General features: G+C 41.2%; 26 protein-coding genes. 22 read left to right on the forward strand and 4 right to left on the reverse strand.

The genetic code is table 11. From position 1 onward, the window contains the following. The first annotated feature begins 36 nt into the window (after positions 1-36). Positions 37-837, forward strand: coding sequence for a sulfite exporter TauE/SafE family protein (locus H5181_RS10040; RefSeq protein WP_011638391.1), 801 nt, complete (start codon positions 37-39; stop codon positions 835-837). 76 nt (positions 838-913) lie between these two features. On the opposite strand, the gene H5181_RS10045 is transcribed toward H5181_RS10040, so the two are convergent. Further along, positions 914-1,765 carry a thymidylate synthase gene (locus tag H5181_RS10045; protein WP_123776389.1) on the reverse strand — a complete coding sequence of 284 codons (852 nt, stop codon included), beginning with the start codon at positions 1,763-1,765 and terminating at the stop codon, positions 914-916. Between the two features lie 215 nt (positions 1,766-1,980). On the opposite strand from H5181_RS10045, the gene nhaA reads away from it, so the two are divergent. From nhaA to H5181_RS10070, 5 genes are all read left to right on the forward strand, one after another. After that, a complete protein-coding gene (gene nhaA, locus H5181_RS10050; protein ID WP_011638389.1) occupies positions 1,981-3,165 on the forward strand; it encodes a Na+/H+ antiporter NhaA in 1,185 nt (394 codons plus the stop codon). Next, entirely contained in the window at positions 3,152-3,538 is a 387-nt protein-coding gene (locus tag H5181_RS10055) for a hypothetical protein (RefSeq protein WP_011638388.1), read from the forward strand. Before nhaA ends, H5181_RS10055 begins: the two co-directional genes overlap by 14 nt. Positions 3,539-3,708: 170 nt before the next feature. After that, complete coding sequence (gene nhaR, locus H5181_RS10060; protein ID WP_123776388.1) at positions 3,709-4,632, forward strand: transcriptional activator NhaR; 924 nt, start codon at positions 3,709-3,711, stop codon at positions 4,630-4,632. Between the two features lie 29 nt (positions 4,633-4,661). Then, positions 4,662-4,910: a succinate dehydrogenase assembly factor 2 gene (locus H5181_RS10065; protein WP_086019766.1), complete on the forward strand. Its 249-nt coding sequence runs from the start codon at positions 4,662-4,664 to the stop codon at positions 4,908-4,910. Continuing rightward, positions 4,891-5,364: a protein YgfX gene (locus H5181_RS10070; protein ID WP_182750940.1), complete on the forward strand. Its 474-nt coding sequence runs from the start codon at positions 4,891-4,893 to the stop codon at positions 5,362-5,364. The genes H5181_RS10065 and H5181_RS10070 overlap by 20 nt, the downstream gene beginning before the upstream one ends. Positions 5,365-5,394: 30 nt before the next feature. Here H5181_RS10070 and nadB read toward each other — a convergent pair whose 3' ends face one another. Then, entirely contained in the window at positions 5,395-7,011 is a 1,617-nt protein-coding gene (gene nadB, locus H5181_RS10075; protein ID WP_011638384.1) for an L-aspartate oxidase, read from the reverse strand. A 234-nt stretch (positions 7,012-7,245) separates the two neighbouring features. Between nadB and rpoE the strand changes: the two genes are divergently transcribed. From rpoE to H5181_RS10135, 12 genes are all read left to right on the forward strand, one after another. Beyond that, positions 7,246-7,824, forward strand: coding sequence for an RNA polymerase sigma factor RpoE (rpoE, locus tag H5181_RS10080; protein ID WP_011638383.1), 579 nt, complete (start codon positions 7,246-7,248; stop codon positions 7,822-7,824). Positions 7,825-7,850: 26 nt separating this feature from the next. Next, the gene (locus H5181_RS10085; protein WP_011638382.1) at positions 7,851-8,468 is read left to right on the forward strand and encodes a sigma-E factor negative regulatory protein; all 618 of its coding nucleotides are present in this window, start codon (positions 7,851-7,853) and stop codon (positions 8,466-8,468) included. Between the two features lie 40 nt (positions 8,469-8,508). Beyond that, positions 8,509-9,441, forward strand: coding sequence for a MucB/RseB C-terminal domain-containing protein (locus H5181_RS10090; RefSeq protein ID WP_102035928.1), 933 nt, complete (start codon positions 8,509-8,511; stop codon positions 9,439-9,441). 200 nt (positions 9,442-9,641) lie between these two features. Then, positions 9,642-10,112, forward strand: a complete 471-nt coding sequence (locus tag H5181_RS10095) for a SoxR reducing system RseC family protein (RefSeq protein WP_180957035.1) — start codon at positions 9,642-9,644, stop codon at positions 10,110-10,112. 225 nt (positions 10,113-10,337) lie between these two features. Next, positions 10,338-12,128 carry a translation elongation factor 4 gene (lepA, locus tag H5181_RS10100; RefSeq protein WP_011638379.1) on the forward strand — a complete coding sequence of 597 codons (1,791 nt, stop codon included), beginning with the start codon at positions 10,338-10,340 and terminating at the stop codon, positions 12,126-12,128. A gap of 465 nt (positions 12,129-12,593) precedes the next feature. Continuing rightward, complete coding sequence (lepB, locus tag H5181_RS10105) at positions 12,594-13,508, forward strand: signal peptidase I (protein WP_182750941.1); 915 nt, start codon at positions 12,594-12,596, stop codon at positions 13,506-13,508. Then, entirely contained in the window at positions 13,508-14,188 is a 681-nt protein-coding gene (gene rnc, locus H5181_RS10110) for a ribonuclease III (protein WP_011638377.1), read from the forward strand. Before lepB ends, rnc begins: the two co-directional genes overlap by 1 nt. Next, a complete protein-coding gene (gene era, locus H5181_RS10115; protein ID WP_182750942.1) occupies positions 14,185-15,189 on the forward strand; it encodes a GTPase Era in 1,005 nt (334 codons plus the stop codon). Before rnc ends, era begins: the two co-directional genes overlap by 4 nt. 45 nt (positions 15,190-15,234) lie before the next feature. After that, a complete protein-coding gene (gene recO, locus H5181_RS10120; RefSeq protein WP_041413156.1) occupies positions 15,235-15,948 on the forward strand; it encodes a DNA repair protein RecO in 714 nt (237 codons plus the stop codon). 109 nt (positions 15,949-16,057) lie between these two features. Next, a complete protein-coding gene (gene pdxJ / locus H5181_RS10125; RefSeq protein WP_182750943.1) occupies positions 16,058-16,795 on the forward strand; it encodes a pyridoxine 5'-phosphate synthase in 738 nt (245 codons plus the stop codon). Beyond that, positions 16,795-17,175, forward strand: a complete 381-nt coding sequence (gene acpS, locus H5181_RS10130) for a holo-ACP synthase (protein ID WP_182750944.1) — start codon at positions 16,795-16,797, stop codon at positions 17,173-17,175. The genes pdxJ and acpS overlap by 1 nt, the downstream gene beginning before the upstream one ends. 305 nt (positions 17,176-17,480) lie before the next feature. Next, positions 17,481-18,005 carry a DUF962 domain-containing protein gene (locus tag H5181_RS10135; RefSeq protein ID WP_011638372.1) on the forward strand — a complete coding sequence of 175 codons (525 nt, stop codon included), beginning with the start codon at positions 17,481-17,483 and terminating at the stop codon, positions 18,003-18,005. A 61-nt stretch (positions 18,006-18,066) separates the two neighbouring features. On the opposite strand, the gene H5181_RS10140 is transcribed toward H5181_RS10135, so the two are convergent. Both H5181_RS10140 and H5181_RS10145 read right to left on the reverse strand, forming a co-directional pair. After that, on the reverse strand, positions 18,067-19,347 hold the full coding sequence (locus H5181_RS10140) for an HlyC/CorC family transporter (RefSeq protein WP_182750945.1): 1,281 nt from the start codon (positions 19,345-19,347) through the stop codon (positions 18,067-18,069). Between the two features lie 152 nt (positions 19,348-19,499). Further along, entirely contained in the window at positions 19,500-20,288 is a 789-nt protein-coding gene (locus H5181_RS10145; RefSeq protein WP_011638370.1) for an inner membrane protein YpjD, read from the reverse strand. Between the two features lie 282 nt (positions 20,289-20,570). Between H5181_RS10145 and ffh the strand changes: the two genes are divergently transcribed. From ffh to trmD, 4 genes are all read left to right on the forward strand, one after another. After that, a complete protein-coding gene (gene ffh / locus H5181_RS10150) occupies positions 20,571-21,944 on the forward strand; it encodes a signal recognition particle protein (RefSeq protein WP_123776381.1) in 1,374 nt (457 codons plus the stop codon). 229 nt (positions 21,945-22,173) lie between these two features. Continuing rightward, positions 22,174-22,425: a 30S ribosomal protein S16 gene (rpsP, locus tag H5181_RS10155; protein WP_011638368.1), complete on the forward strand. Its 252-nt coding sequence runs from the start codon at positions 22,174-22,176 to the stop codon at positions 22,423-22,425. 21 nt (positions 22,426-22,446) lie between these two features. Then, positions 22,447-22,977, forward strand: coding sequence for a ribosome maturation factor RimM (gene rimM, locus H5181_RS10160; protein WP_011638367.1), 531 nt, complete (start codon positions 22,447-22,449; stop codon positions 22,975-22,977). A 15-nt stretch (positions 22,978-22,992) separates the two neighbouring features. Beyond that, positions 22,993-23,739, forward strand: a complete 747-nt coding sequence (gene trmD / locus H5181_RS10165; RefSeq protein WP_011638366.1) for a tRNA (guanosine(37)-N1)-methyltransferase TrmD — start codon at positions 22,993-22,995, stop codon at positions 23,737-23,739. The last annotated feature ends 16 nt before the right edge of the window (positions 23,740-23,755 follow it).

Raw genomic sequence — 23,755 nt, forward strand, 5'->3', positions numbered from 1 at the left:
CGTAACATAATCAAGTGCAACATTAAGGATGTCATCGTGGATAGTTTGCTGCAGGTATTTTTAATTTGCCTTGTTTTAGGTTCTGTCGTGGGTTTTTTGGCTGGGCTGTTAGGGATTGGTGGTGGGTTAATTATTGTGCCTGCGCTATTGTATATTTTACCTTCAGTGGGTATCAGTTCAACTCAAATCACTCATGTTGCTATCGCGACGTCACTGGCATCGATTATTTTAACTTCTATGTCATCAGCAACCGCCCATCACAAGCGCGGCAATATACCCTGGGAGCTGTTTAAGCCTATATTTCCGGGTATTGTAATCGGGTCATTAGCTTCAGCATTTGTGTCTGAGCAAATTGCATCAGATGATTTACAACAGGCTTTTGCTATTTTTGTCGTATTAATGGCAGTACAAATGGCCTTTCCGTTTAAAGTCAAAACGGGTGGCAGTATGCCAAGCTTTGCAGTGTTACTGGTGATATCGACTGCGATAGCGTTAATTGCTGGATTAATGGGCATTGGTGGCGGGGTTTTGCTGGTGCCATTTTTAAGTTATTGCGGCTTACAAATGCGTCAAGCTGTTGGATTTTCATCGGCAACAGGGATGCTTATTGCGGTATCCGGTACGATAGGTTATATCATCGCTGGTTTCGATGTACCGAATTTACCCGAGGGCTCAGTTGGGTTTATTTACCTGCCGGCATTAATCGGCATTATCATTAGTTCCATGTTGTGCGCGCCGTTTGGTGTAAAAGCTGCTAGCACTTGGCCTACGCCAGTATTGAAAAAAATATTTGCTTGTTTGCTTGTTGTAGTTGGACTAAAACTACTATTTTTTTAGCACTAAACTGTTACAAAAACGCCTTTGTTCAAGTAGTTGAACAAAGGCGTTTTTTTGTTAGTTAACCTATCTGATATTACACAGCGAAAGGGTATTTAATCGCATCGTGATGTTGATAATCTTCAACGCTAAAGTCATCCAAGGTTACCCAAGTTTCGATGTCTTTTAGGGTTTTAATTTTTGGATTGATGATTAGCTTAGGCGATGCAAACGGTTCGCGCGCGAGCTGGACATCCCGCATGGGTTCAAGTTGGTCTTCGTAAATATGAGCGTTGACTATCTTATGGTATGCCTTACCAGGTTTATGGCCAGTAATCTGGGCCATTAACGCAAGTAATACATATACTTGTACCATGTTGAAGTTTAACCCTAATGGAACATCACAACTGCGCTGTGTGCTGTTGAGGTACAAAGTATCACCGAGTAATGAAAAATGGTGTTCGTACATACATGGTCGCAAGCAACCTAAGTCAAATGCTCCAGGATGAAAGAAGGTTAAAATCTCACCGCGGTTATCTATACCATTACTGAGGTCGTCGACGATTTGTTGCAGTAAATCGACATGACCACCATCAGGCTTTGGAAATGCACGCCCTAACGCCCCGTATATCAGCCCCATATCATCAGGACCTTTACGATTTGGGTTATCTAGCCATGCTTGGTTTTCATTGGCATTGGCGTCCCATGTTTTAGTGCCTAAAGCTCTAAAATCGGCCGCATTTTGGTAGCCACGTAAATATCCTAAGATCTCGGCTATGGCAGACTTCCAGAAGCTTTTACGTGTGGTCACTAAAGGAAATTGATTGTTACCAACATCATAAACTAAGTCGGCATTAATGACAGTTAGGCATTTTTTGTTTGTTCGTGCGTTATTAACCCACTCGCCTTCATCGACAATGCGTTTACACAGGTCTAAATACTGTTTCATTGGTCCCAATTCCTTTTTTGCTTTTATCGATTATACCTAATCAGGGCAGGCAAATCATTGCCAAAGTGAAATGCAGATTCAATTAATTAATTTATTTTCAGCGTTAACTTTACGTTCAATGCCTCGGTTAAACCGAGTTAATATCAAGAAACAATCGATTATTATTGTTTGAAAATTTAAGATAGACTGATCCGATTGTTTTTTAGGAGTGTTATATGGAACGAGCAATTAAGAACTTCTTAAGCCAAGAATCTGCAGGTGGCATTTTATTAATGGTCGCAGTAGCTTTGGCGATGATTTTAGCCAATTCCCCGTTAGCTGGAGTATATCAAGGTTTTTTAGCCACAGAAGTACAGCTACGTGTGGGCGATTTAGATATCGATAAGCCGTTATTACTGTGGATTAATGATGGGCTAATGGCGTTATTCTTTTTATTAATTGGTTTGGAAGTGAAGCGCGAATTACTTGAAGGGGCCTTATCAAGTGTGGCCAAAGCTTCATTACCCAGTATTGCTGCTATTGGCGGCATGGTGTTTCCGGCGTTGTTTTACTTAGCATTTAACTACGCAACCCCCGAAACTCAAGTCGGATGGGCTATTCCTGCCGCTACAGACATCGCTTTTGCTTTAGGTATTATGGCATTGCTCGGTAATCGTGTACCTGTGGCATTGAAGGTGTTTTTATTAGCCTTAGCGATTATTGATGATTTGGGCGTTATTGTCATTATTGCCTTGTTTTATAGTACTGATTTATCCATGACAAGCTTGGTCATTGCAGCGGTATCGATTGTGCTTATGGTTGCATTGAACAAAAAAGGGGTCAGTTCAATTTTACCTTACGGTTTACTTGGTTTTATTTTATGGGTCGCCGTATTGAAGTCTGGTGTACACGCGACATTGGCAGGTGTAATTATTGCATTTTGTATTCCTTTACGTGCAAAGGATGGTACTTCACCATCGGAACATTTAGAGCATAAGTTACATCCTTGGAGCACCTTTATGATCCTGCCCGTGTTCGCTTTTGCTAATGCTGGTTTGTCATTAACGAATATGACTTTAGATTCATTTGCTGAACCCATTACCTTAGGCATCATTATGGGTCTGTTGCTCGGTAAGCCGATTGGGGTGCTGTTATTCAGTTATTTAGCCGTGAAGCTTAAGTTAGCAGAACTACCACCAGGGATTGGTTGGAGACACATTATTCCTGTTGCAGTGATGTGTGGTATCGGATTTACTATGTCAGTGTTTATTGCTTCGTTAGCGTTTGAACATTCACCTGCGGCATATGGTGATTATGCAAGACTTGGTATTTTAACAGGATCGTTATTAGCAGCACTAATTGGTTATTTTTGGTTAGCCAAAGTACTGCCTGAAACAGGAGAAAAACATGAAACTCACTAAATTATCTTTGGGAATGTTGTTAACGTTGTTTGTTATTCCCGCATCGGCTGAATCGTTCAATGTTTGTCTAAAATCATCTGAGTCACCCACTTGCCAAAGTTATCTAGAAGGTGTGGTAGATGGCGCCTTGATGTACCGAGATGGTCTGGCTAAGAAAAGAATCGAGCCAAATGATTATGAGTCAAGAGCACTAAAGTACCGAGCCGGAAAGCGTTATCAAACGGCAAACGTAAATTATTGTGCTAGTCATATACCGGTAAAATCTGAAATAGTATCAGCACTCACTGAGCAAGTGTCACTAAGCAATGTCAGTAATAGCGCTGAGCTAGAGTCTGTTATTACTAGTTTGATGGATTGCCGCCAGAGTAAGTAAACTGCAACATTAATTAACGCAGCCGTTTGGCTGCGTTTTTTTATGCTTAATCTTGGCTAATAAATCGGTTAATTAATATTGTGGTTGAGTACCGATGATTAATGAACAGCGGAATTTTGGGTTTATTTGCTATAGTAGTATGAGTGGCTTTTCTTGGGTTAGTGATTGATATGCAGCATTTAAATTATAACCATTTATATTATTTTTGGATGGTACAAAAAAAGGGTTCAGTAACTAAAGCGGCTGAAGCATTGTGTTTGGCTCCGCAAACCATAACTGGGCAAATTCGTGCATTAGAAGAGCGATTAAAAGGCACGTTATTTAAGCGTGTCGGCCGTAACTTAGTCGCAACCGAGTTGGGCGAATTAGTATTTCGTTATGCCGATAAAATGTTTAGCTTGAGTTACGAAATGCTCGATTTACTCAATTATCAGAAAGATAAGTCACTATTATTTGAAGTGGGGATTGCCGATGCCTTATCTAAGGCCTTGGTTAGTAGAGTATTGTTAACCGTTATCCCTGATGATAGTTCAGTTCACTTGGCGTGTTATGAATCAACACATGAAAGTTTAATTGAGCGTTTACGTGAACATAAGCTCGATATGATCTTATCTGATTGCGCCGGTGGTTCATTGAAGTTTCCCGAAATTTTATCCAAAAAACTGGGTGAATGTGGGGTGAGTTTCTTTTCGGCTGAAACGATTCCGGTCCCTTTCCCCGCGTGTCTTGAGCAGCGTAAATTACTCATACCGGGTAAACGGACGTCATTAGGACAACAATTACATGGTTGGTTTGCCGAAAAAAATCTTAATGTCAGTATTTTGGGGGAGTTTGACGATGCAGAAATGATGAAGGCGTTCGGTTATTTTAATCGAGGCATTTTTGTCGCACCGTCTATTTATCGTCATGATATACTGTCTCAAGGTATGGTATTACTTGGTGAAACCACCGATATTAAAGAAGAATATCATGTGATGTTCGCTGAGCGAATGATCCAGCATCCGGCGGTAAAATCATTACTGGCTACGGATTTTAGTGATTTATTTGCAGGACGAGATCTACAAGTACAAGATTTTGAAAATCGTATAAGCTAGCTTGTTATATAGACATCAGGAGATTTGTGTTGGAATTAATGAATATAGCTCGTGTACGCTGGGCATGCCGTCGTGGAATGTTAGAATTAGATGTGTTGTTTCAACCCTTTGTCGAAACCCAATACGAAGCCATGACTGATAATGATAAAAACACTTTTATTCGGTTATTGGAGTGTGAAGATCCGGAGTTATTTGCTTGGTTCATGGGCCATGAACAATGCCCAGATCCATTGTTCGCCAATATGATAGTTAAAGTCCGTGGCAGAGCCGCACCTTAACCTTTCTGTTGATTTCTTGGTCAGTACTAGCACTCATATGCAACAATTTGCATTGAGTGCCTCATTTTTGCAGCGTGCTGCCTTAGTCGTATCATTTGCTGTTGTATTAACAAGCTTTTTAGCTTGGCCTCATTTTCCTTCCTTGATATACCGCATCACGCAAATGTCATTATTCCTTAGCATTATCTTCATTTTTGTTTACAGCTGGCGCAGTTTATCTAATTGGCGTTGTTTGCTTACTTTGGGTGACAAGGGAACCGGTACGTTATTGCAAGGTGAAAATGGAAGTCTCAATAAAATAATACTCACTAAAAGAGCGTTTATTAGTCCATTACTGTGCGTTATTTTTTTACAACATCTTCAAACGGGTGAGAACAGGGTATTGTTGGTGTGGAGTGATATGTTAGACGACACAGCATATCGAAATCTGTGTCGTCTGTTATTAAGCCATTGATGGTATGAAGCTGAGTCACATTAGCAGGGGTTAACGGTTGGGTTGTAAAATGGTTGGTTTAGGATTGTCAATTTGTTCAGGATAATCAATATTATAATGAAGCCCTCGACTTTCTTTACGTTCCATTGCACACCGAATAATCAATTCTGCAACTTGTACCAAGTTACGTAGCTCTAATAAATTATTGCTGACACGGAAGTTTGAATAATATTCTTCAATCTCTTGTTGAAGCATTAAGCATCTTCGAAGTGCTCGCTCTAATCGTTTATCTGTTCTGACAATGCCCACATAATCCCACATAAAGAGTCGTAGTTCGTGCCAATTATGGGCTATGACGACTTCTTCATCAGAGTTAGTGACTTTACTCTCATCCCATACTGGTATCGGGCAAGGCATCGGAATTTTATGCAACAGACCTTCGATATCTTGTGAAGCAGCACGGGCAAATACTAAACACTCGAGTAGTGAATTGCTCGCGAGTCTATTAGCGCCATGTAAGCCTGTGTAAGCCACTTCACCAATAGCATATAAGCCATTAATATCGGTTTGACCATGAAGGTCCGTCATCACACCACCACATGTGTAGTGCGCAGCTGGAACCGCTGGAATTGGGTCTTTGGTGATATCAATGCCCAACTCAAGACAACGCTGATAAATGGTTGGAAAGTGTTTAATGATAAAATCAGCAGGTTTATGGCTGATGTCTAAATAGACACAATCGGCACCCAAACGTTTCATCTCATAATCAATTGCGCGAGCAACAATATCGCGAGGAGCGAGTTCTGCTCTTTCGTCGAAGTCGGGCATAAAACGGCTGCCATCTGGACGACGTAAATAAGCACCTTCACCGCGTAATGCTTCAGTTAATAGGAAGTTTCTGGCATTAGGGTGAAATAAACACGTTGGATGGAATTGATTAAATTCCATATTGGCAATACGACAACCTGCACGCCATGCCATTGCAATACCATCGCCACTGGCTATATCAGGATTAGAGGTGTATTGGTAAACTTTTGAGCTACCACCTGTTGCTAGTGCAACAAACTTGGCTCTTACGGTTTCTACATGTTCCTCATCGCGATTCCACACATAAGCACCAAGTACACGGTTACCCGGTCGATGCAATTTACGAGTGGTGATTAAATCAATCGCATTGTAACGTTCAAGTACTTGTATGTTTGGGTGAGCGATTGCACGTTCTTGCAAAGTGGTTTGCACCGCTTTACCAGTTGCATCGGCAGAATGCAGAATACGACGATGGCTATGCCCACCTTCACGAGTTAAGTGATAGGGGGCTGTACTATTATCGACTCCAGCTAAGGTTTCTTCTTTATCAAATGCCACACCACAATTAATTAACCATTGCATTGCGCTTTTTGCATTTTCTGCGGTGTATGTCACAACTGATTTATCGCATAATCCGGCGCCAGCGATTAAGGTATCGTTGACGTGGGACTCAATTGTGTCGCCTTCATCAAAAACAGAGGCGATTCCACCTTGAGCATATAATGTTGACCCTTCTGATAATGGGCCTTTAGAAAGAAGAATTACTTTTGATTTTTCAGCAAGATGTAGTGCTAAAGTTAGTCCTGCAGCACCGCTGCCGATGACCAAAATGTCAGATTGGTGTTCAACTGCTTGTTTCATCAGGTATCATGGTGTGGCTTTGTGGTTTGATCATAGTAAATCAAATAACCGAGACAGGGTACTTTTACAGCGTATTTTATTGTGATTTTGCTTAGATATTTTGTTTATATGTAAAATAAATTAATTTTTTTTAATTCAATATCGAACTTTCTTCATATCAGTAGGTCTACTTATATGAACAGGATTCGAGCGACTGAGAAATCAGCATTACAGATTTAGGAGTAGTCGGCTCGGATGAGTGGACAATATAGTGATCAACAATTAGTTGAACGAGTACAGCAAGGCGATAAAAATGCATTTAACCTGTTAGTGCTGAAGTATCAAAATAAAGTGATGAGTTTGATTTCCAGATATGTTCGCAATCAAGCGGATGTTGCGGATGTGACACAAGAAGCCTTTATTAAAGCGTATAGAGCATTAGCAAATTTTCGTGGTGAAAGTGCATTTTATACTTGGTTGTATCGTATTGCGGTAAACACCGCAAAAAACCATCTTACGTCGCAAGGGCGCAGAGCACCTGCAAACGATGTCGATATAGAAGATGCAGAATATTATGAAGGCAGTGATGCGTTAAAAGAGTTTGCATCACCAGAGCGGTTATTAATGAAAGATCAAATGAGTAAAGTGATCTTCGATACGCTCGATACTCTGCCTGAAGAGTTAAAAATGGCAATATCACTCAGAGAGCTAGAAGGTATGAGTTATGAAGATATTGCTAATATAATGGATTGCCCTGTTGGCACCGTAAGATCGCGTATCTTTCGTGCTCGAGAAGCAATCGACAAACAGCTCCAGCCTTTGCTGGAAAAGTAACAGTCTTAACCTTAGATAGGTGAATAATGCTTAAATCAAGTCAAGAGTGGGTATCTGCAGCAGTTGATGGTGAAGCCGATGATAAAACATTGGCGCAGCTTTCTGCCGACGTTGATTCACATGATGAGTGGCAACGCTATCACATGATAGGCGATGCAATGCGCGGCGAGCTGCCGGCAGCCATTGACTTAGACCTTTTCGCTAGCATCACTGCAGCAATTGAGCTTGAACCGACAATTATTATGCCTCAAGCCAAACAAAGTGAGTTAGCTGAGAAAGTTAGCACTCCACAGCAAGTTGCAGTGGGTTCAAACGTGGTGCCATTTTTCAAACAGTTTGGCCAATATGCTATTGCTGCAACAGTTGCTATGGTGGCTATTGTTGGGGTACAAAACTACAACCAAACCAATGATGCTGAGTCACCGTTACCGGTATTAATGACTCGTCCATTAGTGGGCAGTGTGTCTCCGGTAAGCTATCAGACTGGTGCAGTACAAAATCAACAAAGCTATTCTAATGAGCAAGTTATAGAACAGCGTCGCCGTATTAATGCTTATATCCAAGATCACATGTTACAACAACGCTTAAATCCAGGTGTTGCTGTTGATGATAATAGCGTGCAAGATGCAGCGGTAAACCCATAATCCGTCGGCAGAATCTTGTCTTACCATGTTAGGAGTTAGCTTGCGCCTTATCCTGCTAGCACTGTTAGTGTTAACCTTTCCAACACACGCTGAAGATGATTTATCTGCTAAAGCTTGGCTTAAGAATATGAGCCAAGCAATGCACGATAAGCAATATAAAACCTCTATTATTCAGCTACAAGCCGACCATATCCGTCCGCTTGTTTACATTCATGGCATTGTCGATAATAAAGAAGTCGCATTACTTGAATACCTTAATGGCCCTCCTAAAAATGCAGTGCGAGTGGGTAATACAGTTACGTTCATAGAACATGACCAACCGGCTTACAGTGTTGTCGCTCCTCGTATTCAGGGAATTTGGCCAGCAGCTTTAGCGGGAGATTTAAGTCAGCTTGAAAAAGGCTATCAGTTTGTTATTGGCGGTCGGGGACGTATTGCTGGACGCCCAGGTCAAATGATCCGTTTACTCGCCAATGATGACAATCGTTATGACGCTCAAGTGTGGATTGATATGGACACTTATTTGCCATTACGTTTTGACTCCCTCAATAAAGAAAAACAATTACTTGAACAAACCATGGTAATTGAGCTGATTGAATTAACCGAACCTGCGAACATTTTAATTGAAGCTGCAAAGCAAGAATGGCCTGCAGTGATGAACCAAGCGGAACGCACCGATGGTAAAAACTGGCAATTTACTTGGTTACCAGAAGGATTTGATGTGGTTGTTCGCGATCATCACCGTTTGATCGGCATTCACGAGCCCGTTGAATATGTGGCGTTAACGGATGGATTAGCCAATATTTCTGTTTATGTCGCGCGAGCTGGAGAAAATCCAATGCCCAATGAACTGCTTATTCGTAATGGTTTATCCATGGTAGTCGTTAAGGTAGGTACGCTTGAAGTTGTTGCTATTGGTAAGGTTCCTTCTGAAACATTAGACAAGATAGCCAATAGTTTAGTGTTAAAATAAACAGTGTTCATTAACACGAAAGCCGTGACAACAATATTTTGTGTCACGGCTTTCGTGTTTCTAGTGGCAAATTAGAAATGATATAGCTTAGCGGTAAACTTGCTTAGCCAATGAGTTGCATTGTGCTAAAATTACCTCCTAATTTTATGGTTTGAGCTGATTAAATGAAGAGCCACATGTCCGAGTCATCTACATCCACTATGATGGAAGAAATTGCCCGCGTGGTTGATTATCAACAGGGCTGGGTAACCGTTGAGGTAGAATTAAAAAGTGCATGTAACCATTGTGCCAGCAGTGAGAATTGTGGCACGTCGACGATAGCTAAAGCTTTTTCGGTTCATACACAACGGTTTTCATTACCGAGTGAAAAACCTTGCCATAGCGGTGATTTGCTTAAAATCGGCTTACCTGAAAGCGTTATCATTAAAGCAGCGGCATTAGTGTATTTATTGCCGTTAATAGGGTTATTTTTATCTGCAATGATAGGGCATATGCTGGCCGCTGGAATAGGATTAAGTACGAATGGTTTTGCTATGGCTTTTGGTGCATTAGGCGCATTGGTTGCTTGGTTTATTGGTAAACACTTTGCCACTGAACTTGAGGCTCACGCCACACCCGTTATCATTACCTATTTAGGCCAAGAAGTGGGTATTATCAGTGCGAGTCATTAGTGAGTATTTTCCACATTTATACTGATGGATTATGATGCCGTGTAACATGTTGAACCATCTCTTTGAACCTCAAAATGTGTGTTCATGCACTCGAAAACCTCCTGTAATGGTCAATAATCGCTCCAAAATGGATACTATTGTTTAATCTGATTGGTATTACCCCCCCAATCAGGTACAATTTGCCACCTTAATTTTCATCATTTTAGTAGTAGTCATTGCAGCATAATGAAACACATTAGAAACTTCTCGATTATTGCCCATATCGACCATGGTAAATCAACTTTATCCGATCGCCTGATTCAGGTATGTGGCGGCTTAACTGACCGTGAAATGGCTGCACAGGTTTTAGATTCAATGGATCTAGAACGTGAGCGTGGCATTACGATTAAAGCCCAAAGTGTCACCTTAGATTACCATGCCAAAGATGGTAACACTTATCTACTCAACTTCATTGATACACCCGGCCACGTTGACTTCTCTTATGAAGTATCACGTTCTTTGGCTGCATGTGAAGGTGCACTATTAGTAGTTGATGCAGGTCAAGGCGTAGAAGCTCAGACATTAGCAAACTGCTATACCGCACTGGAAATGAATTTAGACGTAGTTCCTGTATTAAATAAAATTGACCTACCTCAGGCTGAACCGGACCGTGTTGCAGCAGAGATTGAAGACATTGTTGGCATTGACGCCATGGATGCTGTGCGTTGTTCAGCAAAGACAGGTGTTGGTGTTGATTTAGTACTAGAGGAAATTATTGCGAAAATTCCTCCTCCAGTGGGTGATGAATCTGCGCCTTTACAAGCGTTGATTATTGACTCGTGGTTTGATGCATACCTTGGTGTTGTGTCTTTAGTACGTATTAAGAATGGTATTCTTAAAAAAGGTGAAAAATTTAAAGTGATGTCCACTGGACAGAACTATAACGCGGATCGCGTTGGTATTTTTACACCAAAAGAAAAAGATAAAACAGAGCTTCGTGCTGGTGAAGTGGGTTATGTTATTTCTGGTATTAAAGAAATTCACGGTGCGCCAGTAGGCGATACCTTAACTCATGCAAAACATGGCGCAGACAAACCGCTACCAGGTTTTAAACGTGTTAAGCCTCAGGTTTATGCTGGTGTATTCCCGATTTCTACCGATGAATATGAAAGCTTCCGTGATGCGTTAAATAAATTAAGTTTGAATGATGCATCACTGTTCTTCGAACCTGAAACGTCATCAGCGTTAGGTTTTGGTTTCCGTATTGGTTATCTCGGCCTTCTCCACATGGAGATTGTTCAGGAGCGTTTAGAGCGCGAATATAATTTGGATTTGATTACGACGGCACCCACAGTGGTGTACGAAGTTATCATGAACAATGGTGAAACGATTTACGTTGATAACCCATCGGGCTTACCAGCGCTAAATAATATCGAAGAAATTCGTGAACCGATTGTTGAAGCCAATATATTAGTGCCAAAAGAATACTTAGGTAACGTGATTACCTTGTGTATTGAAAAGCGTGGCTCGCAAACCAATATGGTTTATCACGGTAACCAAGTGGCCGTGACTTATCATTTGCCGATGGCTGAAGTTGTAATGGATTTCTTTGACCGTCTTAAGTCAACGAGTCGGGGTTATGCATCATTAGAGTATAACTTTATCCGTTTTGATCCTGCAGATATGGTGCGATTGGACATTCTAATCAATGGCGACAGAGTTGATGCATTAGCGATGATTATTCACCGCAGTAATATTCGTCATCGTGGTTTGGCATTGGTTGAAAAGATGAAAGAACTGATCCCTCGCCAAATGTTTGATATTGCTATTCAGGCTGCTGTTGGTAGTCAGATTATTGCTCGTTCAAGTATTAAAGCATTACGTAAAGATGTAACCGCTAAGTGTTATGGTGGTGACGTTTCACGTAAGAAGAAACTACTTAACAAGCAGAAAGAAGGTAAAAAACGCATGAAGCAAGTCGGTAACGTTGAAGTGCCACAAGAGGCATTCTTAGCGGTATTGAAACTTAACGATTAATTATAATTAATTGTTTTAATGTGCTAGTGCCTGTTGATCTTTGCTGGTTAAATTTTGTTCGAGATAAAAACGTTTTAATCGAGGCGAGTGGATTGCTGCCTAGTAATCTAAGCACCACTTGATTCACAAAGAATCACTCAACAAAGAGTAAAACGTTTTTAGCCGAACCCTTCGGGCAGCGTTTGTTGGCCATTTTTACTGCGTTATCGGCTTTTTATGTAGAATAACTACACTACAAAGCCTCTGCCTTGTATAAATGACCAACAATTCGCAGCAAAAACAACCTTGAAAGATCAACAGACACTAAACGCCGCGTATTGCGGCGTTATCGTTACTTTTACTATATATTTTGTAACACTCAACTGGGTGAATGTTTATTCGTTAATCACCATACTGGATTGAGTTATTCTGAGCTTTTGCTCAAGCTATATGGATCCAACACACCCAGCAGGAGATAAATCAGTAATGGCAGCCTATTTTTCGCTCATTTTAGTGCTCGTAACCTTAGTCAGTGGGCTTATTTGGTTAATTGATGTGGTATTTTTTGCGCCTAAACGCCGCGAAAGCTTATTAGCAGCACAAGCTAACTCAGCCAAGTTAAGTGCAGATGCGATAGATAAAATCATCCGTGAGCCTGTGTTAGTTGAAACTGCACATTCAATTTTTCCGGTTATCGCCTTTGTGATGATTTTACGCTCGTTTATTTACGAACCATTTCAAATCCCATCAGGTTCGATGATGCCGACACTCTTGGTTGGTGATTTCATATTAGTTGAAAAATTCAGTTACGGATTACGCGATCCTGTATGGCGCAGCAAGCTGGTTGAAACCGGTGAACCTGAGCGCGGAGATGTATTTGTATTTAAATATCCTGAAAATCCAAAAATTGACTACATAAAGCGAGTAGTTGGTTTACCAGGTGACAAGATATTTTATCGTAATAAACAACTGATGATCCAAGAAGCGTGTACTAATGAAACTGACTGTCCTGCTGCTCATACTATTGAACATGTAGAGATTAATCGCGGTGAGTTTAGCCAAAATGACGTGCCATTAATTCGTTTGAGTGAGCAATTAGGCGATGTTGAGCACGATATTTTAATTAATCCAACGCGCCCTGATTTTAGACAGCATTTTTATCCTCAAGCAGGTCTTCCTGCTGGTGAGTTTGTCGTGCCAAAAGGTATGTACTTTGCCATGGGTGATAATCGCGATAACAGTACCGACAGTCGTTTTTGGGGTTTTGTACCGGAAGAGAATCTTGTCGGTAAAGCCGTTGCAATTTGGATTAGTTTTGAATTTGATCGTAAGCCGAGTGATATGTTACCAACATGGATACCGACCGGTGTACGTTTTGATAGAGTAGGTGGAATACATTGATGGAACCCATTAAAAATTTGCCGCGTTTGTGCCGTACTTTAGGTTATGAGTTCAATAATATTGAATTACTTATTCAGGCCTTAACACATCGTAGCGCAGCAAATAAACATAATGAGCGTTTAGAGTTTTTAGGTGATTCGATTTTATCGATAGCCATTTCAGATGCCTTATATCATCAGTTCCCAAAGGCGACTGAAGGTGATTTAAGCCGTATGCGCGCCACTTTAGTCAAAGGTGACACGCTGACAATCATCGCTAAAGAGTTCAAGCTAGGTGATTATTTGTATTTAGGCCCTGGTGAACTCAAAAGTGGTGGCTTTAGACGCGAATCTATTTTAGCTGATGCTGTAGAGGCTATTATTGGTGCTGTCTATCTTGATGCTGATATTGAAGTGTGCCGCAAGCTATTATTATCATGGTATCAAGAGCGTTTAGCTGAGATTAAACCGGGTATTAATCAAAAAGATCCGAAGACAATTTTGCAAGAATACCTGCAAGGTTTTAAAAAGCCATTGCCTGATTACCAAGTTGTTGCGGTAGAAGGTGAAGCCCATGATCAAACCTTCACCGTAGAATGTAAAATTAGTGAATTAGATAAAGTTGTCACCGGTGTGGCAAGTTCAAGAAGAAAAGCTGAACAGCTTGCCGCTGCTCAGGTATTGGAGCTACTGAATAAATGACCAAAAAAACAGACTTGCCAGCAGGTGATAACCAAGAGCCTAGCTTAGATGAACTGCTGGCAAGGATGAACCAAGCAGCACCAACCGCCACAGCCAAATACGATGTAACTTATTGTGGCATGGTGGCTATTGTCGGTCGTCCCAACGTGGGTAAATCAACACTTTTGAACAAGTTACTTGGTCAAAAGGTGAGTATTACCTCAAAAAAACCGCAAACAACTCGTCACCGTATCATGGGTATTCATACAGATGGCCCAAGTCAGATTATATTTATTGATACCCCAGGTCTGCACATTGAAGAAAAGCGTGCGATAAACCGTTTGATGAACCGTGCAGCTGCCAGTTCATTAGCTGATGTTGCTATGGTTATTTTTGTTGTTGATGGTATGACGTGGACTGCCGATGATGAGATGGTGCTCCAAAAAATTCAACATCGTAATGATGATCGAAAAATCATTTTAGCCATTAACAAAGTTGATAACATTAAAGATAAGGAATCATTGTTCCCTTATTTAACTGAATTGGCTAAAAAGTTTGATTTTGATGAGATTTTGCCAATATCAGCCAGTAAAGGCACCAATGTGCAGCGCATTTTGGATATGGCACGTGAATCATTACCTGAAGCCTCATTTTATTTCCCTGAAGATTACGTGACCGATCGCTCACAACGCTTTATGGCATCTGAAATTGTCCGTGAAAAACTGATGCGCTTCCTTGGGGATGAACTTCCTTACGACGCAACGGTTGAGATTGAACAGTTTAAAATGATGGAAAATGGCGTTTATCAAATTAATGCGTTAATTCTGGTTGAACGTGAAGGCCAAAAACGTATGGTAATTGGCAATAAAGGTGAGCGAATTCGAACTATTGCAACGCAATCTCGTCTAGACATGGAAACCTTATTTGAGAATAAAGTATTTCTTGAAGTGTGGGTGAAAGTGAAATCCGGTTGGGCTGATGATGAACGTGCATTGAGAAGTTTAGGCTATGGCGAAAGCTAAATTGACTTTAGCGTTACTGATTATGTATTTATAGGCATGGCCACTATGAAACGTGGCTATGTGCTTCATCATCGACAATTTCGTGAATCGAGCGTGATCGTTAATTTGCTGGTAGAGGGTGTTGGACGTGTTGATGCCATTACTCGAGTCGGTTCTGGTAAGCGGTCAATTAAAAGTATCTTACAACCTTTTCAACCGCTAATTATCCAATTTAGTGCCAAGTCCGAAGCCAGAAATTTAGGGTTAAAAAATATTACCCAAATAGAATCCGCTGCACCTGCTATGCCGTTGAGCGGTAATAGTCTTTATTCTGGTTTTTACTTAAACGAAATATTGGTTCGCCTATTATCAGTCGATCACCAAGCTGAAGGTCTCTTTCTCGATTATCATCGTGCGCTACTGGCGTTAGCGAAACAGTTTTGTTCAAGCCACCTGCGTTATTTTGAAATGGCATTGTTACTCGAGTTAGGTGCATTGCCGTCTCTTGCTTATGACACCCAAGGTGACTCGTTAGATAACCGTTGCCACTATCGGTTTATTGCCGAGAGTGGTTTTATCCCTGTAGCAACAACTCAAGAAAGCCCTTTTTCTCATGGCAAAGGCTGCTTATCTGGAGCAATGTTGCTAGCATTGGCATCACAAAACCTGCAACCTGAACAGTTTAATCAAGCCAAAGGGTTAATGCGTTATTTACTCACACCATTGTTAGGTAATAAGCCGTTATTAAGTAGGCAGTTATTCAGTAACAAAGCGGATTAGCATATAATATTTTTTAAACCCAACACATGGGCCAAACACTTGTAAATTAGTGCATAACTTTGGTTATCGTGTGCCTCATTGTGTTATTTATTATTTTAAGGAGCTCGATGTGAGCGGAATACTATTAGGCATTAACATCGATCATATCGCGACATTGCGTCAGGCTCGCGGTACTCATTATCCTGATCCCGTGCACGCCGCCGCTGTAGCAGAGCATGCTGGTGCCGATGGTATCACGATACATTTACGGGAAGACCGTCGCCATATTCAAGATCGTGATGTGTATTTATTGGCAAAAACATTGAAGACCAGAATGAACTTCGAGTTTGCTGTAACAGAAGAAATGATCGCTATCGCCTGTGATATAAAACCAGCGTATGCGTGTCTAGTCCCAGAGAAGCGTGAAGAGCTAACTACGGAAGGCGGTCTTGATGTCGCAGGTCAGTTAGAAAAAATCCGCTCAGCCGTCACTCGTTTGGTTGCAGAAGGTATTAAAGTGTCATTGTTTATTGATGCTGATAAAACTCAAATTGATGCCGCAGTGTTATCTGGCGCACCATATATTGAGATCCACACGGGTTGTTATGCTGATGCCATCACCGATGCTGAACAGGCAGATGAATTAGCTCGTATTACTGAAATGGCACAATATGCACACAGTAAAGGTTTAGTGGTTAATGCTGGCCACGGATTGCATTATCACAATGTTAAGGCTATCGCGGCTATTCCTGAGCTTTATGAGCTTAATATTGGTCATGCTGTAATTGCTCGAGCCGCTATTGATGGTTTAGACACTGCAGTACGAGACATGAAGAAGTTGATGCTTGAAGGCCGCAGAGGCGAATAATGGCGATTGTAGGGATTGGAACAGACATTGTTGAGATTGCCCGCATCAGTGAGCAGCGAGAGCGCCTAGGAGACAGATTAGCTAGGCGAGTGCTGACTGAACCTGAGCTTGCTACTTACTTTCAATCAAAACAGCCTGAGCGATTTTTAGCTAAACGTTTTGCCGCCAAAGAAGCAGCAGCAAAAGCCTTAGGCACAGGAATTGGCCGAGGTGTGTCGTTTCAACATATCCATATCGACAATGATGATAATGGCGCACCCCAGGTACGTTTTACCGATGGCGCGCTAGCACGGCTGGAACAATTAGCGGGCAAGCAAGGTTTTATCAGTATTGCAGATGAAAAACATTATGCTGTAGCCACTGTGGTGTTAGAAAGTTAATGTGAATCATATTAAGCTATGTACTAAAGGCGCATTAGCGCCTTTTTTTGTGAGCTTTTAAAGTTGCCGCAAGTGGGGTAGATTAACAAGATAACAACAACTCATCTCAGAACGAGATGATAACTGACATCAAACAGTCTTTTTCTACACTAATACGATGACATCACACTAGATTATTATTGGTAAATCAATACGGATAGTAAGCAAAAATGATCCGTTAAATATAAATTAGATCGAATGTCATGATGCCAGTTTAGCTACCTCATTCCTTCCTTTGATCTGAGGTTAACTAGAGAGAATCAAAAATGAAATCGGCAGTAGAACAACTTTCAACTTATAAAAGTGTGCATTTAAACCCACAAAACATAAAGACGCATTTTGTCGGTGTTCCAATGATTATCTGGTCGGCTTTTTTGATGCTGGGGACACTTCGCTTTGCATGGCAGGATTATCAAGTGAGTGCTGCGATGATATTAGCTGTTGTGGTATTGGGCTACTATATGGCACTTCATATGCGCCTGGCACTTGGATTAGTATTGTTCATTCTGCCGGTGTTATATACCACTGAGCTTGTAGTTCATACTTCACATCCCTTTATCATTGCCATTAGTATTTTTGTTATTGGCTGGGTTATTCAGTTTATTGGCCATAAATATGAAAAGGCTAAACCTGCTTTTATGGATGATCTCAATCAGCTTCTGATTGGGCCATTCTTTTTGATGGCAGAGTTGTATTTTATATTGGGTTTGGAGAAAGACTTAGCCGCTGAAATTACCCCAATCGCACGTGATAAACGCCGTGCTTTAGAGGCTAAACGTCGTGCGTTGTAATGAATGACGAATTCATGGCAATAAAAAAGGCGCTTGCAGCGCCTTTTTTAAGTGTAAAAATCTATTCGTTATCATCAATTAACGTTAAATTACTGGGTAAAACTCTGACTGTTTTAATCATATTATCCGCAACATCGATAACTTCTATTTGATAATCAACAATGCGTAAGCTGGTGTTTGCTGCAGGAATATCTTCCAGAAATTCAATGATAAGGCCATTTAAGGTTTTAGGGCCATCAATCGGAAGATTCCATTTCATTTCTTTATTAAGGTCACGAATGTTAATCGTGGCATCAATTAAGAAACTACCATCTTGTTGGATATTAATGTCTTCACTTGCTGTGGTCAGCATCGAGGTAGTGAAGTCACCGACAATCTCTTCTAGAATATCTTCGAGTGTGACTAACCCCTGAATATCACCATACTCATCAACAACCAAGCCTATACGTTCTTTATTTTGCTGGAAATTAGTCAATTGAACGTTTAGTGGTGTGCCTTCAGGAATAAAGTATAACTCCTTCACAGCCCGTAATAATGACGACTTGCTGAATTGCTCTTTAGATTGTAAGCGTAATGCATCGCGCAAGTGAATAAACCCGACTGCATCATCGATGTTATCGCGATAGACTAATACTCGAGTATGCGGACTTTGAATTACTTGCTTATTTATCAATTTAAAGTCGTCATTGACGTTGATCGCATAAATATCTGAACGCGAAATCATAATGTCTTCGACGGTGACTTTTTCTAAATCTAAAATCGACAATAACATTTCTTGGTGACGCTGTGGGATCAGTGCTCCAGCTTCATGCACAACGGTACGCAGTTCTTCTTGGCTTAACGCATCACTTGTTTTAACTGTTTTAATACCCATCAAACGTAAAAACATGGAGGTAATTAAGTTGATTACTTTCACTAATGGCGACAGCAAGATTAATAACCAACCTAATAAAATACTCGACGGGAATGCAATACGTTCAGGGTGCAAAGCCGCAAACGTTTTTGGTGTGACTTCTGCAAACACTAACACCACAATAGTCAGAACACCGGTAGCAATAGCAACACCCATATCACCAAATAAGCGCATACCGATAATAGTCGCAATTGCTGAGGCAAGAATGTTAACCAGGTTATTGCCGATGAGAATCAAACCAATGAGTCGATCTGGGCGATCTAATAACTTTAAGGCACGCTGGGCACCTTTGTGGTCATTGGACGCAAGATGTCGTAAGCGGTATCGGTTGAGGCTCATCATTGCGGTTTCTGAACCAGAAAAATAAGCAGAAATCACGATTAAAACCAAAAGGAAAATAAGGAGTGCGCTGGTAGATATAGCGTCCAAAAAAGGGGCCCCATGAAGTGGTGTGAAATTGGCCTATTGGCCAAATTGTCATAAATTTAACGGCCATTATTTATTATTGGCCGTTAGTGTCAAGTAATCTTGGTTATTTTTCAACAGAATAGAAAAGTTTATTCAGTGTAAAAATATTAAAATCAGTTTAATATCAATTCTTTAACAACTCTAGCGCCAAAATAAGCTAGCGATAGTAAGCCTGCACCCGATAAGCTATAAATCACTGCGGTACGGATTCTACAGCCAACTGTATATTGCTGCCACAACATCACGGCGTAAACCACCCAAGCGATTATGGACAATATTGCTTTATGGCCTTTACCGTCGCCAAACATATCATCTAAAAATACAAATCCTGTTACCAGCGATAAACTAAGTAAGATAAAACCAATTATGATGAGGTGATAAAGTTGCTTTTCAACCGTCATTAATGGTGGCATAGCAGGGCTCATCATCATCTGTTTTTTCTTCAGTTTATTCTGGATAAACAACAGCTGAATGGCATACATAGCCGCTATCATCAAGGCGCTATACGCCATAAGTGATAATACTACATGCGCTAGGAGCTCAGGGTGTATTTCAAAGTGAGTAATAAACTGCGGTGGCACTAACCATAGAAGTGCTACTGATAAAATTGAGCAGGCATACACAACGGGAACAACAATGATGACTTTAAGTCGAGGCATTGTGATAGTGAACGTTAATGCAATAATCCAGTTAACCAATGAAATCACGTTGGTTAAACTAAAGTTTTGTCCATCTACGGTAAACACTGCATTCGAAAGCGCAAAACCGTGCATGATGACGGCAATACCAGAAGCCACCATAACGGCCTTACGGTTAGGCCCTTCAACATGAAAAAGTCGGCTTGTTACTAAAACCAAAGCTAAACAATAAAACAGCATGGCTGCCGCTGAAAAAATAACCATTGAGACTCAACCTATCATAGTAATTAATGCTGAAAAACTGCGCTGTGAGTGTTGAACAATACTATCAAAGCATCACATTTTCATTATTTTATTAGATTAACATGATCAGGGCCTAATATGGCAGTGACCTAAGACCCAAAATTTAACAGTTTCCTGCCTTTAGCTACAGTTTATTTACTCAAAATGAGCCAGTGTTTAAGTTCTTCGTGTTGCAAGTATCGTAATTTAGAGTGGCTTGGGTATAATGGGCACAATTATCGATATGCTTAAAAGAGCCGCTCAATGTTTGAAAATTTATCTGACAGACTTTCACGCACACTAAAAAACATTAGTGGCCGTGGTCGCTTAACAGAAGACAACATTAAAGAAACCCTGCGTGAAGTGCGTATGGCGCTGCTTGAGGCGGATGTAGCTTTACCTGTTGTTAGAGACTTTGTTAACAGCGTAAAAGAACGCGCTGTGGGTCAAGAGGTGTCAAAAAGCTTAAGCCCAGGGCAAGCGTTTATTAAAATTGTCCAAAATGAGCTTGAAAAAGCCATGGGTGAGGCGAATGAAGCCCTCGACCTAGCGGCAATACCTCCAGCCGTGATCATGATGGCGGGTCTTCAAGGCGCGGGTAAAACAACCTCGGTAGCCAAATTAGGTAAGTTTTTACGCACTCGTCATAAAAAATCAGTCCTTGTTGTTAGTGCTGACGTATACCGTCCAGCAGCGATTAAGCAACTTGAGACATTGGCAACAGAAGTCGAGGTTGAATTCTTTCCGTCTGACGTGAGCCAAAAGCCTGTTGATATTGCTAAAGCAGCAATAAGCTATGCAAAATTAAAATTCATTGATGTGGTGATTGTCGATACAGCAGGTCGCCTGCACGTTGATGAAGCCATGATGGATGAAATCAAACAGCTGCATGCAACTGTCAATCCGGTAGAAACGTTATTCGTTGTTGATGCGATGACGGGGCAAGACGCCGCCAATACGGCTAAAGCATTCAATGAAGCTTTACCTTTGACGGGTGTTATCTTAACCAAAGTTGATGGTGATGCTCGCGGTGGTGCTGCGTTATCGATTCGCAGTATCACAGGTAAACCGATTAAATTTTTAGGTGTTGGTGAGAAAACCGATGCTCTAGAACCTTTCCATCCAGACCGTATTGCTTCGCGCATTCTCGGAATGGGTGATGTGTTGTCTTTAATTGAAGAAGTTGAACGTGGCGTCGATAAAGACAAAGCGATGAAGCTGGCTTCAAAAGTTAAATCTGGCGGCAGTTTCGACCTAGAAGATTTTCGTGAGCAATTACAGCAAATGAAAAACATGGGCGGAATGATGAACATGCTTGAGAAGCTTCCTGGTGTGGGACAATTACCACCAGAAGCATTGGCTCAGGTTCAAGACGGTAAAATGACCGGACAAATGGAAGCCATTATTAATTCAATGACGTCTAAAGAACGTAAGAATCCAGATTTGATTAAAGGATCTCGTAAACGTAGAATCGCTGGCGGTTCTGGTACCCAAATTCAAGATGTAAACCGCTTATTGAAGCAATTTACCCAAATGCAGAAAATGATGAAAAAGATGTCTGGCAAGGGTGGAATGAAGAAGATGATGCGCGGAATGGGCGGAATGTTACCACCAGGAATGAAGTTTCCTGGTAGATAATAACAGCATCTTTCAAGAGCAAAACTAGTAATTTTTAAATTCAATCAGTTGGTTAGGTTATATTTTTGACTTTATTGCAACAAAATGGGTGAGCTAAAAATCATCAGATTTGGTTGCAATAGTTCAAAAGTCAGGTAAAATCTTCCGGCTTTCTTTCTGGGACTCTTCGCGAACACGGAGTTCCAGTTTTTATTTTTGCTTCTAGCAAATCATTAGAGGAATAAAACGCATGGTTACCATTCGTTTAGCTCGTGGCGGCGCAAAAAAGCGTCCATTTTACAATATCGTTGTTGCTGATAGCCGCAATGCTCGTGACGGTCGTTTCATCGAACGTGTAGGTTTTTTCAATCCATTGGCTCGTGGCCAAGAAGAAACTTTACGTTTAGATCTTGATCGTGTTGAGCACTGGGTTGCTACTGGCGCTGCAACATCTGAGCGTGTTGCAAAACTGATTAAAGACGCGCGTAAAGCTGTTGCTTAATTGCGTATAAGGTATAGATAGATGAGTAGTAACCAAGAGCTAGTTGTACTGGGTAAGTTAGGTTCCAGTCATGGTATTAAAGGTTGGCTAAAAATCACTTCCTATACCGATTCTGTTGAAGGTATTTTCGATTATTCGCCTTGGCTTATAAAAGAACAAGGCGTTTGGCGTGAAGTTAAGGTCGCTCAGTGGCGTTTTCAAGGTAAAGCTGTAGTGGCTGAACTAGAAGGTGTCGCTACCAGAGAACATGCGCAAATGCTCACAAATTGTGAAATTGCGATCATGCCTGAGCAAATGAAAGATTTGGATGATAGTGAATTCTATCATCGTGATCTTATCGGCTGCGAAGTGACCAATATAAACGGCTATAACATGGGTATTGTTGATCAGATCGTGGAAACAGGATCAAACGACGTGCTGCTGATTAAAGCTAATGCCAAAGATGCCTTCGGCAAAGCGGAACGTATGATCCCCTTTGTCCCTGAGCAGTTCATCAAACAGGTGGACTTGCAAGGGAAACAGATTTTAGTGGATTGGGATCCTGACTTCTAAGTCGAGGTACAGCATATGTGGTTAGGGGTAATCACCCTGTTTCCAGAGATGTTTCGTGCTGTTACAGACTTTGGGGTTACGGGTCGAGCCGTGAAAAACGGCCTGCTAGAGGTGCAAACGTGGAATCCTCGAGATTTCACCCATGATAGACATAATACTGTGGACGACCGACCTTATGGTGGTGGGCCCGGTATGTTAATGATGGTGCAACCTCTGCGTGATGCTATCCATGCAGCTAAAGCAGCTGCAGGTGATAGGGCAAAAGTGATTTATCTATCTCCTCAGGGACGCAAGCTGGATCAGCATGGCGTTACTGAGTTAGCTAAATCAGAGTGTTTGATTTTAGTGTGTGGTCGATACGAAGGTGTTGATGAGCGCATAATTCAAACAGAAGTTGATGAAGAATGGTCTATCGGTGATTACGTACTTTCGGGTGGTGAGTTACCGGCAATGACTTTAATCGATTCAGTGGCTCGTTTAGTACCTGGTGTACTAGGCAAGCAAGCGTCAGCAGAGCAAGATTCTTTCTCTGATGGTTTACTGGATTGTCCTCATTATACACGCCCTGAACAATTGGATGGTCTTGACGTACCCGCAGTGCTGCTAAGCGGTGACCACGAAAAAATTAGACTCTGGCGTTTACAACAAAGTATCGGAAGAACTTTTTTGAGACGACCAGAATTATTTGAAAATCTAGCTCTGACTGACGAACAAACGACTTTATTAGCGCAGTTCGTGAATGAAACGGACAAGTCCGCATAGTCAACGCTCAGTTATT

The organism is Shewanella sp. SG44-2, assembly GCF_014164215.1.
GTDB classification, from domain to species: Bacteria; Pseudomonadota; Gammaproteobacteria; order Enterobacterales; family Shewanellaceae; genus Shewanella; species Shewanella frigidimarina.

What these genes read in the sequence shown, in the direction of transcription:
- rpoE (WP_011638383.1), top strand. Translation starts at nt 7,246, where the DNA reads ATGAGTGGACAATATAGTGATCAACAATTAGTTGAACGAGTACAGCAA.
- ffh (WP_123776381.1), top strand. Translation starts at nt 20,571, where the DNA reads ATGTTTGAAAATTTATCTGACAGACTTTCACGCACACTAAAAAACATT.
- nadB (WP_011638384.1), bottom strand. Translation starts at nt 7,011, where the DNA reads ATGAAACAAGCAGTTGAACACCAATCTGACATTTTGGTCATCGGCAGC.
- H5181_RS10145 (WP_011638370.1), bottom strand. Translation starts at nt 20,288, where the DNA reads ATGGTTATTTTTTCAGCGGCAGCCATGCTGTTTTATTGTTTAGCTTTG.
- lepA (WP_011638379.1), top strand. Translation starts at nt 10,338, where the DNA reads ATGAAACACATTAGAAACTTCTCGATTATTGCCCATATCGACCATGGT.
- era (WP_182750942.1), top strand. Translation starts at nt 14,185, where the DNA reads ATGACCAAAAAAACAGACTTGCCAGCAGGTGATAACCAAGAGCCTAGC.
- rnc (WP_011638377.1), top strand. Translation starts at nt 13,508, where the DNA reads ATGGAACCCATTAAAAATTTGCCGCGTTTGTGCCGTACTTTAGGTTAT.
- nhaA (WP_011638389.1), top strand. Translation starts at nt 1,981, where the DNA reads ATGGAACGAGCAATTAAGAACTTCTTAAGCCAAGAATCTGCAGGTGGC.
- lepB (WP_182750941.1), top strand. Translation starts at nt 12,594, where the DNA reads ATGGCAGCCTATTTTTCGCTCATTTTAGTGCTCGTAACCTTAGTCAGT.
- recO (WP_041413156.1), top strand. Translation starts at nt 15,235, where the DNA reads ATGAAACGTGGCTATGTGCTTCATCATCGACAATTTCGTGAATCGAGC.
- H5181_RS10095 (WP_180957035.1), top strand. Translation starts at nt 9,642, where the DNA reads ATGATGGAAGAAATTGCCCGCGTGGTTGATTATCAACAGGGCTGGGTA.
- rpsP (WP_011638368.1), top strand. Translation starts at nt 22,174, where the DNA reads ATGGTTACCATTCGTTTAGCTCGTGGCGGCGCAAAAAAGCGTCCATTT.
- H5181_RS10135 (WP_011638372.1), top strand. Translation starts at nt 17,481, where the DNA reads ATGAAATCGGCAGTAGAACAACTTTCAACTTATAAAAGTGTGCATTTA.
- trmD (WP_011638366.1), top strand. Translation starts at nt 22,993, where the DNA reads ATGTGGTTAGGGGTAATCACCCTGTTTCCAGAGATGTTTCGTGCTGTT.
- H5181_RS10085 (WP_011638382.1), top strand. Translation starts at nt 7,851, where the DNA reads ATGCTTAAATCAAGTCAAGAGTGGGTATCTGCAGCAGTTGATGGTGAA.
- H5181_RS10055 (WP_011638388.1), top strand. Translation starts at nt 3,152, where the DNA reads ATGAAACTCACTAAATTATCTTTGGGAATGTTGTTAACGTTGTTTGTT.
- H5181_RS10045 (WP_123776389.1), bottom strand. Translation starts at nt 1,765, where the DNA reads ATGAAACAGTATTTAGACCTGTGTAAACGCATTGTCGATGAAGGCGAG.
- acpS (WP_182750944.1), top strand. Translation starts at nt 16,795, where the DNA reads ATGGCGATTGTAGGGATTGGAACAGACATTGTTGAGATTGCCCGCATC.
- nhaR (WP_123776388.1), top strand. Translation starts at nt 3,709, where the DNA reads ATGCAGCATTTAAATTATAACCATTTATATTATTTTTGGATGGTACAA.
- rimM (WP_011638367.1), top strand. Translation starts at nt 22,447, where the DNA reads ATGAGTAGTAACCAAGAGCTAGTTGTACTGGGTAAGTTAGGTTCCAGT.